This window comes from Desulfovibrio sp. An276 (assembly GCF_002159665.1).
GTDB classification, from domain to species: Bacteria; Desulfobacterota; Desulfovibrionia; order Desulfovibrionales; family Desulfovibrionaceae; genus Desulfovibrio; species Desulfovibrio faecigallinarum.
Genome location: NZ_NFJC01000028.1, coordinates 24,335 through 41,250, shown reverse-complemented (window position 1 = coordinate 41,250; position 16,916 = coordinate 24,335). Strand labels below are relative to the sequence as shown.

At 54.6% G+C, this 16,916-nt stretch carries 14 protein-coding genes and 1 tRNA gene; 7 read left to right on the top strand and 8 right to left on the bottom strand.

What is annotated here, in order from left to right; all coding sequences use genetic code 11:
- Window positions 1-218: 218 nt before the first annotated feature.
- The 3 genes from B5F76_RS10885 (at window position 219) to B5F76_RS10875 (ending at window position 5,171) form a co-directional block, all read left to right on the top strand.
- Window positions 219-3,353: a UvrD-helicase domain-containing protein gene (locus B5F76_RS10885; RefSeq protein ID WP_162608813.1), complete on the top strand. Its 3,135-nt coding sequence runs from the start codon at window positions 219-221 to the stop codon at window positions 3,351-3,353.
- A 106-nt stretch (window positions 3,354-3,459) separates the two neighbouring features.
- On the top strand, window positions 3,460-3,930 hold the full coding sequence (locus B5F76_RS10880; protein ID WP_087354453.1) for a C40 family peptidase: 471 nt from the start codon (window positions 3,460-3,462) through the stop codon (window positions 3,928-3,930).
- Between the two features lie 344 nt (window positions 3,931-4,274).
- Window positions 4,275-5,171, top strand: coding sequence for a hypothetical protein (locus B5F76_RS10875; RefSeq protein WP_087354451.1), 897 nt, complete (start codon window positions 4,275-4,277; stop codon window positions 5,169-5,171).
- Between the two features lie 101 nt (window positions 5,172-5,272).
- On the opposite strand, the gene B5F76_RS10870 is transcribed toward B5F76_RS10875, so the two are convergent.
- The 7 genes from B5F76_RS10870 to B5F76_RS10835 form a co-directional block, all read right to left on the bottom strand.
- Window positions 5,273-5,530, bottom strand: a complete 258-nt coding sequence (locus tag B5F76_RS10870; protein WP_087354449.1) for a hypothetical protein — start codon at window positions 5,528-5,530, stop codon at window positions 5,273-5,275.
- A 57-nt stretch (window positions 5,531-5,587) separates the two neighbouring features.
- Window positions 5,588-6,637, bottom strand: a complete 1,050-nt coding sequence (mltG, locus tag B5F76_RS10865; RefSeq protein WP_087354448.1) for an endolytic transglycosylase MltG — start codon at window positions 6,635-6,637, stop codon at window positions 5,588-5,590.
- A 15-nt stretch (window positions 6,638-6,652) separates the two neighbouring features.
- Entirely contained in the window at window positions 6,653-7,099 is a 447-nt protein-coding gene (gene ruvX / locus B5F76_RS10860; RefSeq protein ID WP_087354446.1) for a Holliday junction resolvase RuvX, read from the bottom strand.
- A gap of 15 nt (window positions 7,100-7,114) precedes the next feature.
- Entirely contained in the window at window positions 7,115-7,795 is a 681-nt protein-coding gene (locus B5F76_RS10855) for a site-2 protease family protein (protein WP_087354444.1), read from the bottom strand.
- A gap of 49 nt (window positions 7,796-7,844) precedes the next feature.
- Window positions 7,845-8,087 carry a hypothetical protein gene (locus tag B5F76_RS10850; RefSeq protein ID WP_087354443.1) on the bottom strand — a complete coding sequence of 81 codons (243 nt, stop codon included), beginning with the start codon at window positions 8,085-8,087 and terminating at the stop codon, window positions 7,845-7,847.
- A gap of 288 nt (window positions 8,088-8,375) precedes the next feature.
- Window positions 8,376-9,800 carry an adenosylhomocysteinase gene (gene ahcY / locus B5F76_RS10840; protein WP_162608812.1) on the bottom strand — a complete coding sequence of 475 codons (1,425 nt, stop codon included), beginning with the start codon at window positions 9,798-9,800 and terminating at the stop codon, window positions 8,376-8,378.
- Window positions 9,801-9,864: 64 nt separating this feature from the next.
- A complete protein-coding gene (locus B5F76_RS10835; RefSeq protein ID WP_087354436.1) occupies window positions 9,865-10,809 on the bottom strand; it encodes an ArsR/SmtB family transcription factor in 945 nt (314 codons plus the stop codon).
- 286 nt (window positions 10,810-11,095) lie between these two features.
- Here B5F76_RS10835 and B5F76_RS10830 point away from each other — a divergent pair, with 286 nt between their 5' ends.
- The 4 genes from B5F76_RS10830 (at window position 11,096) to B5F76_RS10815 (ending at window position 16,044) form a co-directional block, all read left to right on the top strand.
- The gene (locus B5F76_RS10830) at window positions 11,096-11,599 is read left to right on the top strand and encodes a DUF721 domain-containing protein (protein WP_087354434.1); all 504 of its coding nucleotides are present in this window, start codon (window positions 11,096-11,098) and stop codon (window positions 11,597-11,599) included.
- A 119-nt stretch (window positions 11,600-11,718) separates the two neighbouring features.
- Window positions 11,719-15,285, top strand: coding sequence for an FAD-binding and (Fe-S)-binding domain-containing protein (locus tag B5F76_RS10825; RefSeq protein WP_087354432.1), 3,567 nt, complete (start codon window positions 11,719-11,721; stop codon window positions 15,283-15,285).
- Between the two features lie 381 nt (window positions 15,286-15,666).
- A complete protein-coding gene (locus tag B5F76_RS10820; protein WP_087354430.1) occupies window positions 15,667-15,942 on the top strand; it encodes an HU family DNA-binding protein in 276 nt (91 codons plus the stop codon).
- A 12-nt stretch (window positions 15,943-15,954) separates the two neighbouring features.
- Window positions 15,955-16,044: transfer RNA gene (locus B5F76_RS10815), tRNA-Ser, on the top strand.
- A 249-nt stretch (window positions 16,045-16,293) separates the two neighbouring features.
- Here B5F76_RS10815 and pyrE read toward each other — a convergent pair.
- Entirely contained in the window at window positions 16,294-16,872 is a 579-nt protein-coding gene (gene pyrE / locus B5F76_RS10810; protein ID WP_087354428.1) for an orotate phosphoribosyltransferase, read from the bottom strand.
- Window positions 16,873-16,916 lie beyond the last annotated feature (44 nt).

Here is a 16,916-nt window from a genome sequence, read left to right as displayed (position 1 = left end):
GAATTCTTGTACTATTTGTTTGTATAAGAAAAAGTTATTGCAAGATTTCGTATAGTAATACCGAAATAACATTGTTTATAAATAATAATGTTTGTTCCAGTACGGGTTGTTTCCTCTTGGCAACAAGTACATCCTGTGAAATACTCAGGAGCACTTTGATTTCGAACCGAGGTTCTTCCATGTATATTGCCGATCTCCACATACACTCGCGTTTTTCAATGGCCACAAGCAAGCAGCTGACTCTGCCCCATCTCTCTGGCTGGGCCATGTGCAAGGGCATACATGTCCTTGGCACAGGGGACTTTACCCATCCCGTGTGGCAGAAGGAACTGCGCGAGAATCTGGAACTGGACGAGGAGTCCGGTTTTTACAGACTGAAAGGCCAGGCAGACAGGATTGTGGTGGAAAGGGAAATCGGTGACGCGAAGCCTCCGCTCTTTTGCCTGCAAACCGAGATAAGCTCAATCTACAAGAAGGATGGCAAAACCCGCCGCATCCACAATCTGGTATTCTTCCCGACTTTGGATGATGTCGCAAACTTTTCCCGCAAGCTTGCCCGGACAGGAAATATAGAGTCTGATGGAAGGCCCATTCTGGGGCTCGATGCCAGGGATCTTTTGGAACTTGTGCTCGAGACTTCGGAGAAGGGAGTTCTCATACCAGCCCATGTGTGGACGCCCTGGTATTCCCTGTTCGGCTCCAAATCCGGTTTTGACCGCATTGAGGACTGTTTTGGCGATCTCACGCAGCACATCTTTGCCCTTGAAACCGGCCTTTCCTCGGATCCGGCCATGAACCGTCTTGTGTCTGCCCTGGACGGCTACGCCCTCATCTCCAATTCGGATGCCCATTCCGGGGCCAACCTCGGCAGGGAGGCAAATCTCTTCCACGGCAATCCTACCTATGACGGCATGTTTGAGGCCTTGAGAAAGGCAGCCAAAAGGACAGAACGCAAGGATACAGGCGAGTATTTCATGGGCACCCTGGAAATCTACCCAGAGGAGGGCAAGTACCACCTCGACGGGCACAGGGCCTGCAATGTGGTCATGACGCCCGGGGAATCCCAGGCAAGGAACAATATTTGCCCAGTGTGCGGCAAGCCTCTCACCATTGGGGTGCTGCACAGGGTCTGGGAACTTGCGGACAGGAGGGAGAAGGTCGCCCTTGAAAACGAGCCAGACGTGCATCCCATCATTCCTCTGCCAACAGTTCTTGCGCAAATTCATGGCCTTGCTCCCACGAGCAAGAAGGTGCAACCGCTTTTTCGCGATGCATTGGAGCGCCTGGGAAGCGAGTTCTCCATCCTGGCTCTGAAGGAGATAGAAGAAATCTCGGACTACGACAGCATTCTTGGCGAGGCCGTACAGCGCATACGCGAGGGCAGGATAGAGCTGCATGGAGGCTATGACGGAGAGTTTGGCACCATTTCCGTCTTCACGGATGAGGAATTGAAGGAAAGGGTTCATCGCTCCGGAAAAGTGCTTTCTGCTGCAAGGAAAGCGAAAGCCTCGAAAACAGGGGACGAAGGAAGGCGCAGCCAGACCAGGGCTCCCCTTTTGCCAAATCTGAAATTCAGGGAAATGCTCGAGGCCGAGAAGGAGCAAAACCGGATTTCAGAGCAGAGTGGAGGCCTTGCGCTTGACGAGGAACAGGAGAAGGCCTGCGCACATGGGAGTGCGCCCCTGCTTGTCCTGGCAGGGCCTGGTGCAGGAAAGACGCGTATTCTGACCGAGCGCATGGTACGCCTTCTGAAGGCCGGGACAGCACCCTCGCATCTTCTTGCCCTGACCTTCAGCCGCAAGGCAGGCGAGGAAATTCTTGAAAGGGTTCAGACCAGGGTAGAGGGGGCTCTTCCCTATTGCGGTACCTTCCATGCCCTTGCCTGGCGCCTTTTGCAAAAGACGTCCGCAGCGCAGGGGAAAAGGGTAGCCCTTTTGTCCGAATCAAGAGCCAATGCCCTTTTGAGCCAGGCTCTGGAATTATGCGGGCGTGGCCTTGAGGGAAACAGGCTTCGCTCTTTTGTCCAGGATTTCTGGCGCAGGCGCGAAAGGTGCGAGACTGGGCAGGACAGGGATGTGCTTGAGTCCTACAAGAGGCTCAAGAATGCCAGACCTGTGCGCTTTGTCGATTTTTGCGATCTTCTGGAATGGCTGGCAGAGCAGCGCATTCCCTGCGAGCACGTCCTTGTGGACGAAATACAGGATTTGTCCGCCCTGCAGGTGAAGGTGCTTGAGGCTCTTTTGCCGGACTCTGGCAGGGGCTTTTTTGGCATAGGCGATCCCGATCAGTCCATCTATGCCTTCAGGGGCGCCCTGGGAGATGTTGTGCACGTCCTGCAAGGCCTTTGGCCTGATCTTGAGACCATGACCCTCAAGACCAGTTTTCGCTCAAGCCAGAAAATTCTCGATCTTGCCTGTCGTGCCATGCAGGAAAGGCCGGCCTCCGGACATCTTGTGGCAGCAAGACAGCTTTCCGCAACGCTCACGGCCTTTGACGCGCCTACACAAGCCATGGAAGAGCGCTGGATTGCCGAGCAGATGGAAATGCTGCTCGGATCGTCCTCCCACACGCTCATGGACGAGCAAAAAGGTCCGGGTCTCGACAATATCGCTCCGCAGGACATAGCCGTGCTTGTGCGTCTCAAGGCACAGATTCCCTCCCTCACAAGGGCTCTTGTAAAAAGGGGGATCCCGGTGCAGGCCCCTGCGCTTGAGCTTTTCTGGCAGGATGAGGGCGTACAGAAGGTCCTTTCCTTCATGGAATACGAGGTAGCTTCGCAAGGCCTTGGGGCAGGGCTTGCAAGTATTGCCGGAGAAAGGGCGAGCACGCTTTCACCAGAAGCCCTTGTGCCCGTTTTCAGGGATAGGGGTGTGCTGGACGAGGAAACACTTTCTTCGGACGCATGGAAGGAGATGCTCAGGGCCTTTGGCAAATGTGGCAGCTGGGAGAAGCTCCTTGAGCATGTGCTCTGGCTCAAGGAAGCGGATGTCTTGCAGGGAAAGGCGCAAAGCGTGCGTCTTTTGACCATGCACGCTGCCAAGGGCCTGGAGTTTCGGGCTGTCTTTCTGCCCGGATTCAATGATGGTCTCATGCCCCACGACAGGGGTATCCTGCAGGGGGGCGAAGAAGAGCTTGTCGGTGAAGCCCTCGAAGAGGAGAGGAGGCTTTTGTATGTTGCCCTGACCAGGGCTTCGGAAGCTGTCTATGTTTCCTCGTCCCGCAAGCGGACACTCTATGGTCGGGAAATCGAGCTTGAGCCCTCGCGCTTTTTCAGGGACATGGCCGCACTCTTCTCAAAGAAGCGCGTTGTACGCCACGAGGAGAAAAAGCTGACGTTGGGAAGCCTCGTATAGACCTGCTTCAGATAGGCTTACTTCAGAAGGAGAGTCGGGAGGGGTAAACCTTTTTGGGAATGGGCCGATAAGGTGAGCAGAAACATTCTGTTTGCAGGAGCCCGCCATGAAGCGTTTTCCTATAGCCCTCATCTGTATCCTCCCCATCTTGAGCCTGCTTGCCGGTTGCGGTGGATTCAACAACGTGCCGCCAGGAGATGTCTCTCCCCAGGCTCAGGGCGCAGTGCGCGCAGCCTACTCGCAAATGGGCAAGCCCTACCGCATTGGCGGGGCCTCTCCCAGGCAGGGCTTTGACTGCTCCGGGCTCATTTACTGGGCCTATGGCAAGAATGGCGTCAAGGTTCCCCGCATCACAAAGGATCAGCTGCGCGCAGGTCATGGTGTGAGCAAGGACGCTCCCCTGCCAGGCGACATCGTGGTCTTCCGCATAGGGCGCAGAACTCTGCACACAGGCCTGTACGCTGGAGGCAATGCCTTTATCCATGCTCCACGCAAGGGCTCGAAGGTGCGCATGGAATCGCTTTCCTCTCCCTACTGGAGCGACAAGCTTATTTCCATACGCCGTATCTCGGGCTGATTGGGAATTTCGAAAAAAGACAAGGGTCAGGGAACATCTCTGGCCCTTTTTTGCTTTGGACGATGCCTCGGGAGTTTGGCGGTGACAAAGGAGTTGCATCCATGGATACAACTCTCTTTTCCTCCGCCAAATTGATGGAAGTTCCAAATTCGAGTTTTTCAAAAGCAGAATGTTTCACGTGAAACTTTGTGCCAAAACCGTGCGTGCAAGAAGACTTCACGCAAGCAAAGCTCTTTGGTATAGACTGCAGGACGATGCGTGATCCTCAAACTGGCTGTCCCCTCGTGTGCGGAGAGTAGTATCCGGATCCTTGCGTCATCAGTACAGCATTTTTGGAGGTAGCAATGGCCAGCTCCAGCCAATCGGCAAAGACAGCTGAACAGGCAGCAGAGGCACAAAAGGCATCCGCCAGGCAAAAGAAAGATGCAAAAAGCAGGCTCGGACGCGCCTGGTTTGAGGAACGCAACAGGGATATTGTTGTCTATTATCTTATAGCGGTCTTCTGCCTTGAACTCATTGTGGGCGCCATAGCCTTTTTCTACGGAGTCACCCAGGCTGTGCCCGTGGAGCCGGGCGGTCCCAAAATGGCCAAATTCCCCTGGGTAGGATGGCTGGTCGCGGCTATACTTTCTCCTGTGGGCCTGCTTTTGCTTTTGCATCTTTCCGGTCAGTTTTTTTCCCGCTCCCTCAACGGTGGCGATCCCCAGCCAGGAAGCGGAGGAGCTGGAGGACAGGGCGAGGAAGTACCCAAGCAGTTCCAGCGTTTCTACGCCATCGTGCGCCACGCTCCTACCATAGTCATCCTGCTAACCCTCATTGCCATGGGCTGTGCTGTTTTGTTCATAGACAGTGCCATGCAGATGGCAATGGCTGTGGGTGCTGCCCTGAAGCCCTATATCCTGTGGATACTTTTGGGGGTGGTAGCCTTCTTCATCATCTGTTACCTTGGCAGGCTCTTCTTTTTGGCCAGGCACAGACGCATGGAGCAGGAATACGCTTATCGCATGAAGGTTCTTGAAACCACCGGCATAGTCATCATGAACAAGGATTGCCTGCCCCTGCGCTATGAGGAAGGGCAGCTCAAACTGCTTGCCAGCTCCGAAAACGGCGAGCTCAAGGCCCTGCCTGATGCACCCAATGCTCCCGATACGGGTGACGGTGCAGGCAAGAAAGGAGAGGGTGCGGTGGAAGATGTGGTGGAAGACGCAGCCATAGTGGGACAGGAAAAGAAGGCTGGATAATCCCGCCAAGGCTCAAGCTCAAAAAAACAGGGTGCAGACAGAAAGTTTTCTGTCTGCACCCTGTTTTTTTGGGAATGTGGAAACTGGTCGGAAAGGATTGCTCAGTTGGCCGGGCTTTCCGGACGCTTTCTGAAGGCTTCCTTCAAAATGGCTGCGTCCCTTTGCGGATCGGATTTTATCTGAAGCTCGTTGTTGCCTCCGTAGCACAGAAAGCTTCCGTCTGGCTGAAGTTCCACGTAGCCTGCAGACAAAACCTTGCCATAGGGAAGCTGGTCGCACATGTCTGCGTGATCCACACGTCTTGGGAAGATAAAGGGAACAGCCTGACCGGAAAAATCCTCTACAATAACGTATTTCATCAAAAATTCTCCTGCTTTTTTTGCAAAGCCTGTGCACAGGAAGATATGGCTTGCAGCCTACTGTTCCCTGCGGTTTTTGCGGTACTGCTGTACTGCGCTGTTGTGCTCGCTCAATGTCTTGCTGAACCTGTGCTCGCCCCCGTCCCTTACGGCTACAAAATAGAGGAAGTCGTGCTTTTCCGGAGCAATGGCTGCCTTAAGAGCGGATATACCGAAGGAACAGATTGGTCCAGGGGGAAGTCCTGCCTTCTGATAGGTATTGTAGGCATTGTTTGCGTCATTGAGCATGCTCTTTGTGATGGTGCCCTTGAAGCTTTCCCCCTTGCCATAGATCACCGTGGGATCTGCCTGCAAGAGCATGCCCTTCTCAAGACGGTTTGCGTAAACACCCGCAACCCTGGCCCGCTCTGAAGGTACGGCTGTTTCCTTTTCCACAATGGATGCCAGCGTTACAAACTTGCGAAGCTCCTCTTTTGAGGGCTTCTTCCCTTCAGGCCATACGGCTGCCGCCTTTTGCCAGAAATTGTCCACCAGCCTGCCGGCTACCTTCCAGGCCTGCCTTGGATCCTTGGGCTTTTCCGCATCCGGTGTCTTCAGAAGATAGGTGTCCGGCATAAGAAAGCCTTCTGCTGTGTCAAAGGGTATGCCGTAGTGGAGCAGAAACTGCTTGTCCTGCACCACCTGCGCCAGTTCCTCGTAGCTTGCAAAGCCCGCATCCGCCAGAAGCCTTGCTGTTTGCCACCAGGTGAGCCCCTCGGGAATGGTAATGCGGCTCAAGACAGGCTGTCCGCTTACAAGGGTGTCGAGCACCTTTTGGGGCAGCCAGCCTGTGTTGAATCTGAAACGCCCTGCCTGCAGGTCCGTGGAGACCTTCTTGTATCGGGCAAGCAGGCGGAACTTGAAGGACGAGGTGATGACCTTCTTCTCCTCAAGAAGTTCGGCAATCTTCCCCAGACTGGCTCCGGGCTGAATGTCAATCAGCACATCCTGGCCGGGTGTTTCCGGGGGAGTGTTCATGAACTGGTTGCTCATGAACATGACCCAGCCTCCCGCGGAAAGCGCGCAAAATACCAGGCTGATGAGTAGAAATTTGAGTGTTTGCCACACGGCTGGACTCCTTGTTCAGATTCCCTCGTCGAGGGGCAGGGCGCGGGACGGCGCGTTGAGATAGCTTTCCAGAATGCGTACTGCGGCTTGCTGATCCAGCACTCCTTTGAGGCGCTTTTGGCCTATGCCCGCCTCGCGCAGATCCTGAAATGCTTCCTCCGAAGTCAGGTATTCGTTGTAGAACACGCAGGGACAGTTGATGCGGCGTTGAATTCTCTGAGCGAAGTTTCTCACCTGGCGCGTTGTCATGCTCTCGGTCCCGTCTTCGAGCAGGGGAAGGCCTATGACCACGATTTTCGTGCCTTCCGCCTGGATACGCTCTGCCAAGGCTGCCAGAAAGGCCTTGCGATTTGGGTAGTCATTGAGTCTGAAGGTGGCAAGCGGATAGACAAGGATTGCTTCCTCGTCCGTAGCTGCCAGTCCCGTGCGCTCAAGACCGTAGTCTATGCCCAGTATTTTCATGGCAAGGGCGCCTTTCTACAGTATCCCGAAGAGGTTCAGGATGAGATGGTAGCTGCCTCTAAGCAGGGGCGAAAGAACCGGACCAAGAATGCCTGTGGCCAAAAGGACAATCAGGATGAGCATGCCGTAGCGTTCAATGGAGAGATAGCTTATGGCCATGCGGGTCGGCATGAAATAGGAGACGACCTTGCTGCCGTCCAGGGGCGGAATGGGGAAGAGGTTGAACAGGGCAAGGCCCAGATTGATGATAATCCCCATCTGCAGCACCGAGAGCACAAAGATGTAGGCGCTGCTGTCCTGGTAGGCCAGGATGGGAAAGAGAGTGATGGTTATCTTGAGCAGCAGGCCGAAGAGTATAGCCAAAAGCACGTTGGTCAGGGGGCCTGCCAAGGCCACGAGCATGAGGCCGTGCCTTGGGTTGCGAAAGTTGCGCACATCAATGGGCACAGGCTTTGCCCAGCCAAAGACGAAGCTGCCGCTTATGGATGTGAGCACAAACATTATGAGTCCCACAGGATCGATGTGGGGAATGGGGTTCAGGGTGAGGCGCCCCATGAATTTGGCTGTATAGTCTCCCTGGCGCAGGGCCATGTAGCCGTGTCCCATTTCATGCAGGATAATGCCGAGAAATGCCGGAATGAAGGCAATGGAAAAGTTGCGCAGGGCCTGTTCGGTATTGGAAAAGATGTCGAGCATGGAGATCCTTGTTGGAAGTGCATCTTGTGGCGGATTTGTATCTGGGCCATTAGCCCCGTGACGTAACCTCGCGCACAATGATGCTGTCGTTCGGCTGTATGGCAAGATCCGGCGTCAGAAGGGTACCATCGCGGATCACCAAGGCTGTTTCTTCAAGATAGCCCAGTCTGTCGAGCAGCTGACGCACTGTCTTGGGTCTTTCAATTGTCGAGATGCACCCACCTGGCTGCATTTCGAGCGTGATGGTCGGAAAGCTGCGCGGCTTTGGCTGGAAGGTTGTCTGTTCGGTCATGTTCTACATCCAAAAAAGGCTGGAGTGGCACAGGATTGAATTCGTGAAAATGCGGCATGCACGAGGAAAGGCCATTCTGAAGGCATGTCTGCTTCCCAAAGAAGCTCACCCTTTTTACAACGGGGAATTCTCCCTGACTAGAGGTATTTGGCCCCCTTTTCCCACAAGGGGGAAGGCAAGGCGGAAAGGGAGGCATTTCATGCAAGACAGGAAAAAGGGGCTGCAGGCACGCTGTGGCATGTCCTGCAACCCCTGTGAGCGTATTGCCCCCGGGCAGAGCCCCGTGGCCTAGTAGCGATAGTAGTCGGCCTTGTAGGGGCCCTCTACCTTGACGCCAATATAGTCGGCCTGTTCCTTGGTAAGAGTTGTGAGCTTGGCACCGATGCGTCCAAGATGCAGGCGTGCCACTTCCTCGTCCAGCTCCTTGGGCAGGGTGTAGACCTGCCTTGCAAGGGTCTTGTCCGTGGCAAGACGGATCTGGGCGAGAATCTGGTTTGTAAAGCTGTTGGACATGACAAAGCTGGCATGGCCTGTAGCGCAGCCAAGGTTCACAAGGCGGCCTTCGGCGAGCACAATGATGGTTCTGCCGGAGAGCAGCTTCCACTTGTCCACCTGGGGCTTGATATTGGTCTTTTCGCAGCCCTTGGTGGAGAGCAGATAGTGCATGTCGATTTCGTTGTCGAAATGGCCGATGTTGCAGACAATGGCCTCGTCCTTCATCTGCTCCATGTGGGCACCTGTGATGACGTTGAGGTTGCCAGTGCAGGTGACATAGATGTCGGCAATGGGCAGGGCGTCCTCGACAGTGCACACCTCAAAGCCTTCCATGGCTGCCTGAAGGGCGCAGATGGGGTCGATTTCGGAAACCAGAACCCTGGCGCCAAAGCCGCGCATGGATTTGGCGCAGCCCTTGCCCACATCGCCGTAGCCGCAGACCATCACCACCTTGCCGGCAATCATGATGTCCGTAGCGCGCTTGATACCATCAGCCAGGGATTCGCGGCAACCGTAGAGGTTGTCGAACTTTGACTTTGTCACGCTGTCGTTGACGTTGATCGCGGGGAAGAGCAGGGTACCCTGTTTGGCAAAGCTGTACAGCCTGTGCACGCCGGTAGTGGTTTCCTCGCTGACACCTCGCACATTGGCGGCAATTGTTTCCCAGTGAGACGGATCTTGCTCGTAGCGGGCCTTCAGGCGATCGAAGATGATGTTTTCCTCTTCGCTGGCGTGGGGTTTGTCGAAGAGCGAGGGATTTTTCTCGCAGGTGTAGCCCATGTGGATGAGCAGTGTTGCATCGCCGCCGTCGTCCACAATGAGGTCCGGCCCCTTGCCGTCAGGCCAGGTCAGGGCCATTTCCGTGCACCACCAGTAGTCCTCAAGGCTTTCGCCCTTCCAGGCGAAGACCTTGGCCCAGCCGTTCTTGACCACAGCTGCGGCTGCGTGATCCTGGGTAGAGAAGATATTGCAGGAAGCCCAGCGGATGTCTGCGCCAAGGGCGTGCAGGGCGCGGATAAGCATGGCTGTCTGAATGGTCATGTGCAGGGAGCCGGTCACGCGCAGTCCCTTGAGGGGCTGCTCCGGGCCGTACTTCTTGATGCATTCCATGATGCCGGGCATCTCGCGTTCGGAAAGCTGGATTTCCTTGTTGCCAAAGTCCGCGAGATCGATGTCCTTGATTTTGTAGTCGAGCGAGAGATCAAGTGCTTTAGCCATAGTAGCCTCAACAATGTCTTATGGTAGGAGGGGAAAGAAAGGATTGGGAGATTTGTTCCGAAACTCAGACACCAGTAGAGCCGGGTACAGAGACGTAGGAAGTGAGCATGATGAGCGTCAGCCCCTTGTTCACCCTTTGTTCGCGCACTGTTGTTCTGCTGAAGCCGTTTGCCCGCAGGGCCATGGCCAGCTTGTTCGTGTCAAAGCCAAGCCAATGGTCGCCGTAGCGCGAGCGCATGCTCTCGTCCTTGTGTTTCTTGAAGTCGGAAATGAAAAGCAGGCCGTGTTGGGTCAGGATGCGACGGATTTCCTGCAGAACCGTGTCCGGCTGATGGATGTGGTGCAGGACAAGATTGATGGAGGCAAAATCCGCTTCGTGATCGCGCAAGGGCAGATGCTCCAGTTCGCCGATACGCAGGGAAATGCGTTGTTCTGCCTCCGCTGTGTCCGCAAAGGTCTTTTTGCAGGCCTTGAGCATGCCTGGCGAATTGTCCACGCCAATGACACCGAGCGAGTGATCGAGCATGCGCTTGAGCACTGTTCCTGTGCCGCAGCCCAAATCCACGGCAAGCCTGCAGTTTTGGGGCATGGCGTTGCAGACTGCACCTGCAAGGTCGAAATCGCCGAGAATCTCGCTGTTGAGATTGTCCCAGTCTTCGGCAATCTCGTTGAAAAACTGGCGCGATTTCTTGTTGCGCTCCTCCAGCAGTCTGTTTGTGTTCTCTACGTCCTGGGCGGCTTCGGGAATATCCTGCAGAAAGGGTTCTATGGCAGAAAGAAAATGGCGATTTTCTCCTTCCTGCTGGGCCTGATAGAATACCCACAATCCGTCTCGCCTGGAAGTGAGAAGCCCCGCATCCGTGAGAATGCGCAAATGGCGGGATATGCGCGACTGCCCCATTTCCAGGACTGTAACCAGCTCGTTGACGGAAAGCTCGTGGGCAAGCAGGATACGCAAGAGCCGGAGTCGTGTTTCATCGGCAAGAGCCTTGAAGAGAGTGACAGTCATATATATTCTCTGAAAGTGAAATCCTTGGCGCGCAGTTGCCTGAAACGCCTGTATGCAGCCTTGTCTATCAAGATATCATTATATGTCAATAGCTGAAAAACTTGATACACTCGGTTATTGCGCGATTTTGCGCGATGGCTTTAGGTGGGCAGGTCCTTGATTTCTCCTGACAATATGTATATTCCGTTGTCATGACAGGTGTTCCTGACAGCTCCCTGTGCCCTCAAAAAAAGGGCATTTCTCGATGTGATTTCAGACAGACAGGATTTTTCCGGGCTAAGCAGACATGTCCTTCAGCAAGAGAAAATCGATCCGCAAGCGTCGCACCGAAAGAGTGGAGACGCTGGCCCAGAGATTTCTGGAAAGCCTCAGCGCCATAGCCGGATGTCCGGAACAGTTCAGGCTCGTGGAACTTTGGCGCAACTGGCACGTTGTCATGGGTGAGGAAATTTCCTCCCTGTGCCTGCCCCTGGGCCACAGGGAGCACAGGCTGGAACTCGGGACAGAAGACAGTATGGCCATGCAGGAACTGCTGTATCTGGAACACGAAATTGTGAGCAGGGCCAATGCCTTCCTCGAAACCTCTTTCTTCAATGACGTTAAGGTAACGCTTATCGGAGAAAGACGTGGCCTTGCAGGAGCCTATGGTGAGCCTGTCGCAAGGCCAAGGGCTGTGCAACTGCCCAGAATGGCCAGGGGCACATGTCTGCAGGAAATGGACCCAGATTCTGCCATTGCCAGATGCTACAGGGCCTATTGCAGGACAGAAGAGGACGGACAAGTCGACTGACAAACAAAAGCTTCCTGCAGCGCAAAATCTCCCAAGAATGACAGGTGATTGCCTGCTTGCGTCTCATGGCGTGCAGGCCTATACTGCCTTTTTCCAAAAATCACCAAGGGAGAAAATTCATGGCTCACAAGGGACCGCATATTTCCATTTCTCCAGATTTCGTGGTCAACAGCATACTGCGCATCAATATAGACGATTTTCAGGCCTGGCCGCAGTCTGTGCGTGATCTTGCCATCTCTATAGCCGAAGAGCTCTTTTTAGTAGCGTACAATCCCTTCATCAATGCAGATACAGTACGCAGCAGTGTGAACGCCCACTACGAGCGCGAGTCACTGTCTCTTGCGCACTATTATGCCACGGCCATCACCGAAGGCATTACCATGTTCTGGTCTGCCTGGGAGGCACAGGTCGCGTTCAGAAGCCGTCTTCTGGAGGAACTTCTGAAGTTTCTTCCCGAGGACTGCATCCTCTCGGATCCTGCCTCCATAGTGGCCTCTGCCACGGACGCCACGGATCTGCGCATGGAGCTGCCTCTTCTTGTGGTGGAACCGGCCACAACCGAGCAGGTATCGCAGCTCGTCAAGCTGGCCAACGAGCTGAAGTTTGCCCTCATTCCCAGGGGCGGCGGTTCGGGCATGACTGGCGGCGCAGTTCCCGCAAGGAGGCGCACAGTCATTGTCAGCATGACACGCATGGACAAGATTACGTCCGTGGATACGGAAAATCTCACTGTCACCTGTCAGGCCGGCTGCATCACCCAGGCTGTCATTGACGCAGTGAGCAGGGCAGGAAACATCTTCTCTGTTGACCCTGCCTCCAAGACAGCCTCCACCATTGGCGGCAATATCTCCGAAAATGCCGGTGGTCCCATGGCCTTCGAATACGGAACCACCATTGACAATCTGCTTTGGTGGCGCATGGTGACCCCTACGGGCGAGATTATTTCCGTCGAGCGCGAAAATCATCCCAGACACAAGATTCTCCCGGAAGAGACGGCCGTCTTTGCCGTAAAGGATATCAGCGGGGGGGTGCGCAATGTGGTCAGGCTGCAGGGCAACGAAATGCGTTTGCCTGGCCTTGGCAAGGACGTGACAAACAAGGCTCTTGGGGGCCTGCCAGGCGTGCAGAAGGAAGGAACGGACGGCGTCATTACCGAAGCCTGCTTCACAACGCACCCCAAACCCAAGTTCAGCCGCGTCATGTGCCTGGAATTCTTTGGTCGCAGCATGACAACAGCTGCCATTGTGGTGCGTGAGCTTGTGGCCCTGCGCAACCGCATACGCGAAGAGGGCGACTACGCCCACATTTCGGCCATGGAAGAGTTCAATGCCAAGTATGTGCAGGCCATTGACTACCAGACCAAGAGCAAGAAATATCAGGGCCATCCCATATCCGTCATCATAGTCCAGGTTGACGGCGACGACGCCTATCTGCTCGACAAATGCGTGGACAACATAGTCCAGGTTGTCGAGAAGCAGGAAGACGTGGACATTCATGTTGCCCACGACAAGAAGGATGCCGAACGCTTCTGGGAAGACAGGCACAGGCTCTCGCTCATTGCCAAGAGGACATCCGGCTTCAAGATCAACGAGGACGTAGTCATCCCCATTGATCGCATCCCCGAATTTGCGCAGTTCCTCGAGGAAGTGAACATAGCGTGCACCGCAAGGGTCTATCGCAGGGCCCTGCAGGACGTAGGCAGGCTTTCCGGCTTTCCCATGGAAGACAAGGAGATGAACAGGGAGTTCTCCTACATCTCCAAGGGTGCCCTGGGCGAATTGTCCAGCAAGGACGTGTCCGATACGGACATCTGGAATCGCGCGCACGAATTTCTTGCCCGCATGCGCGAAAAATATCCCCGTCTTGCCCGCAATATCGGCGAAATAGAAGCCAGTATGGAAGCTTCCCGCCTTGTGGTGGCAAGCCATATGCATGCAGGAGACGGCAACTGTCATATCAATATGCCCGTGAACTCCAACGATCCGGAGATGCTAGAGCACGCGGAGGAAGTTGCCTGTCATGTGATGGCAAAGTGCCAGGAACTTGGCGGTGAGGTTTCGGGCGAGCACGGCATAGGCATCACAAAGATTCATTTCCTTGAACCCAAGAAGATGAACGATCTGAAGGCTTTCAAGGAGAGAGCAGACCCCCGTGACGTCATGAATCCCGCAAAGCTCGTGAGCAGGGATCTGCCGACAAAGCCCTTTACCTTCTCCTTCAACGCTCTCATCCGTGATTTGAGCCAGAGCGGTCTTGCGGACAAGGACAAGCTCATCGACATTTTGCGCAGCGTGCAGACTTGTACGCGCTGTGGCAAGTGCAAGCGTGTCTGCCCCATGACGATTCCGGGTTCTTCCCTGCAGTTTCATCCCCGCAACAAGAACATGGCCTATGGCATGCTCATGGAGGCCATCTACTATTCGCAGGTGAACAAGGGTAGTGTGGACGCATCCCTGTATCGGGAGTTGCGCACACAGGTCGAGCATTGTACGTCGTGTGGCCGCTGCATGCAGACCTGCCCCATGAAGATTCCTTCCGGAGAAGTTTCCCTGAGCCTGCACGCCATGCTGGAACACGAAGGTGCAGGCGGCCACAATCTGAAGGACATGGTGCTCGACTGGCTCGTGAAGGATGTTCCCCATCGCGTTCCCAAGGTGGCAAAACTCGCTTCCGTTGGTCAGAAGATGCAGAACAAGGTGCTGGGCCTTACCCCGGCATCCTGGCGCAAGCACATGCAAAGCCCCCTGTTCTCCGGGCCTGGCCCCAAGATGGGCTACACCAATCTCTACGAGTCCCTGAAAATCCACAAGGGCAATATCTTCTCTCCTTCCGAGGATGTGCAAAACACTCCGCTGGTGTTCTACTTCCCCGGTTGTGGTGGCGGGCTTTTCTACGATCGCATTGGCCTCTCCTCGGTCATGCTGCTTTTGCAGGCTGGCTTTGCCGTTGTGGTGCCGCCAAAGCACATGTGCTGCGGCTATCCCCTGCTTGCTGCCGGAAGCGACATCCACTACGAGGACAACAAGGCCAAGAACAGGCAGTACATGGCCGCAATCCTGCGTTCCTGCCAGCAGAAGGGCTTCCAGTGCAAATACATTGTCACGAGCTGCCCCACCTGTCTCGACGGCATGAAGAGAATGGGGCTTGAGGAGAGCTTTGAGGGCCTTCAGGCCATTGACCTGACCCAGCTTGTCCTTCCCATTTTCAACGAGAGCCAGAAGGGCAAGACACCGCCCCTGCCCGCAGGCACACGCCTGATCTACCATGGCTCCTGCCACTGCCCGTGGACGGGAGTGAATATCATCAAGGGACATCAGGCGCTCATGCAGGCAGTGGAGAGTTTCAGTGGCGCCCATATCGTGCTCAGCCAGGGCTGCTGCTCGGAATCTGGAACAGGCTCCATGACAACGCCGGAGATCTACAACATCCTGCGTAAATCCAAGCAGGAGAATCTGGGTCAGCTTATGGGCGACAATTACGCCCAACCCCTGCTCGTGGCCTGCCCGTCCTGCAAAATCGGCATAGCCCGCTGCATGCTCAACATGAAGCGGAAGAATCACACACTGCATATTGCCGAATTTATTGCAGGTTTGATCGACGGTGAAGATCGCAGGCAGTCCTTCCGCAAGAGAGTGGGAGAAACAAAGGCGGAAATCCGCGTTATTCCCATGAAGCCCCTGGGCTAGGAAAATACGCGGGAAAAGCTTTTTTTTGTTGACCTGTATAGCGATTTTCTTTATGTCCGCTTTCGGGGGTGAACAAGAGGTGTTTCCCTAGAGTAAAGCCGCTTTCACGGCCTTGCTCGCCAAAAAAGATCAGTCGGACATCCCTTGCAGGGATGGAAGGGAACGGTGTCAGCCGGAGCTTCGTGAGCTTTTTTGCTGCAGTATTGTGTGTCCTCTCTTCTGACCGGGGAGCACAACGAGTTATACGAAAAATCGTATGTTGTTAGCGTCTTGGTGAATTTCCAAAATTCAAGCCACACGCTTGCCTATTAACTTGGAATATATGGAGGCTGCGTTTCCACTCCTTGACAAGACAAGGAGATAACCTCGCAGTTTATAGCTATGACAAAAGCAGAATTGATTGATCAGATTGCCCAGAAAGCCGGTCTTGAGAGCAAGGGTGTTGCCGAGAAGGCCCTGAGCGCCACCATTGAAGTCCTGCGCGAATCTCTGGTTGCTGGCGAGTCTGTGACCCTGACCGGTTTTGGTACCTTCAAGGTTGTTGAGCGTGCTGCCCGCAAGTGCCGCAATCCCCGCACCCAGCAGGAAATGGAAATTCCTGCCTGCAAGGTTGCCAAGTTCACCCCCGGCAAGCAGCTGAAGGAAGCCATCCAGTAGCAAAGTACATCCGGAGGAATGGCAGAGTGGTTGAATGCGGCGGTCTTGAAAACCGTTGAGGGCGTAAGTCCTCCAGGGGTTCAAATCCCTTTTCCTCCGCCAGGAATACGTAAGCAGTCTTTGTTTGACTTTGCAGTCGACAAAGACTGCTTTGTTTTTATAGTTTGCCATCCTGTAATGGCCTATATTTGCTTTTCACTGTACAGTGAAAAGCAAAATATCCTTTGCAAAAACTGTATAGAGACAAATGCTTTTCCCTTGTTATCTGAACTCGAAGTATAACAGAAAAAAAAAGGCCCTCCCAGAGGGAGAGCCTGTAATAGTCAGTGTCTTGCGCAGTGAAGCTCTTGACTAGCCCTTGGCATATTCGAGGAGTTCCTTGCGGGTGAAGAGAGACTGCAGCTTGTAGCCGTGCTCAAGAAGCTGTTCCCTGCCGCCTTCTTCCCTGTCAAGAATGGTGCAGACTGCGGCAATCTTGAGGCCACTCATTTCCAGACGCTGGCAGGCCTTGAGCAGGGAGCCACCAGTGGTCACCACGTCCTCGAGCACCACAATGGGGTCCCCGGAGGAGACGTTGGCAAGACCTTCGACGTACTGGTTGGTTCCGTGTCCCTTGGGTTCCTTGCGCACCAGAAGGCCGTTCAATGGAGCTCCCTTTTCCCAGGAAATGACAGTGGTTGCGGAAACCAGGGGATCAGCGCCCATGGTCATGCCGCCAACAGCCTTGATTTCCGTGCCCTGCTCGCGCAGTGCGGCAATGACGTCGTAGAAGAGATTGCCTATGAGCCAGGCACCTTCGGGATGCAGGGCTGTCACGCGGCAGTCGAAGTAGTAGTCACTGTGGCGACCGGAAGCGAGCAGAAAGGAACCTTCCTTGTAGGACCTTTCCACCAGAATGCGTGCCAGTCTGCGTTTGAGTTCTTCATGCATGGAATTATTCCTTAAAGCACCTGCCTTGGGGCAGGGAGATGGCT

What these genes read in the sequence shown, in the direction of transcription:
- B5F76_RS10885 (WP_162608813.1), top strand. Translation starts at nt 219, where the DNA reads ATGGCCACAAGCAAGCAGCTGACTCTGCCCCATCTCTCTGGCTGGGCC.
- B5F76_RS10880 (WP_087354453.1), top strand. Translation starts at nt 3,460, where the DNA reads ATGAAGCGTTTTCCTATAGCCCTCATCTGTATCCTCCCCATCTTGAGC.
- B5F76_RS10875 (WP_087354451.1), top strand. Translation starts at nt 4,275, where the DNA reads ATGGCCAGCTCCAGCCAATCGGCAAAGACAGCTGAACAGGCAGCAGAG.
- B5F76_RS10870 (WP_087354449.1), bottom strand. Translation starts at nt 5,530, where the DNA reads ATGAAATACGTTATTGTAGAGGATTTTTCCGGTCAGGCTGTTCCCTTT.
- ruvX (WP_087354446.1), bottom strand. Translation starts at nt 7,099, where the DNA reads ATGAAAATACTGGGCATAGACTACGGTCTTGAGCGCACGGGACTGGCA.
- B5F76_RS10855 (WP_087354444.1), bottom strand. Translation starts at nt 7,795, where the DNA reads ATGCTCGACATCTTTTCCAATACCGAACAGGCCCTGCGCAACTTTTCC.
- B5F76_RS10850 (WP_087354443.1), bottom strand. Translation starts at nt 8,087, where the DNA reads ATGACCGAACAGACAACCTTCCAGCCAAAGCCGCGCAGCTTTCCGACC.
- ahcY (WP_162608812.1), bottom strand. Translation starts at nt 9,800, where the DNA reads ATGGCTAAAGCACTTGATCTCTCGCTCGACTACAAAATCAAGGACATC.
- B5F76_RS10835 (WP_087354436.1), bottom strand. Translation starts at nt 10,809, where the DNA reads ATGACTGTCACTCTCTTCAAGGCTCTTGCCGATGAAACACGACTCCGG.
- B5F76_RS10830 (WP_087354434.1), top strand. Translation starts at nt 11,096, where the DNA reads ATGTCCTTCAGCAAGAGAAAATCGATCCGCAAGCGTCGCACCGAAAGA.
- B5F76_RS10825 (WP_087354432.1), top strand. Translation starts at nt 11,719, where the DNA reads ATGGCTCACAAGGGACCGCATATTTCCATTTCTCCAGATTTCGTGGTC.
- B5F76_RS10820 (WP_087354430.1), top strand. Translation starts at nt 15,667, where the DNA reads ATGACAAAAGCAGAATTGATTGATCAGATTGCCCAGAAAGCCGGTCTT.
- pyrE (WP_087354428.1), bottom strand. Translation starts at nt 16,872, where the DNA reads ATGCATGAAGAACTCAAACGCAGACTGGCACGCATTCTGGTGGAAAGG.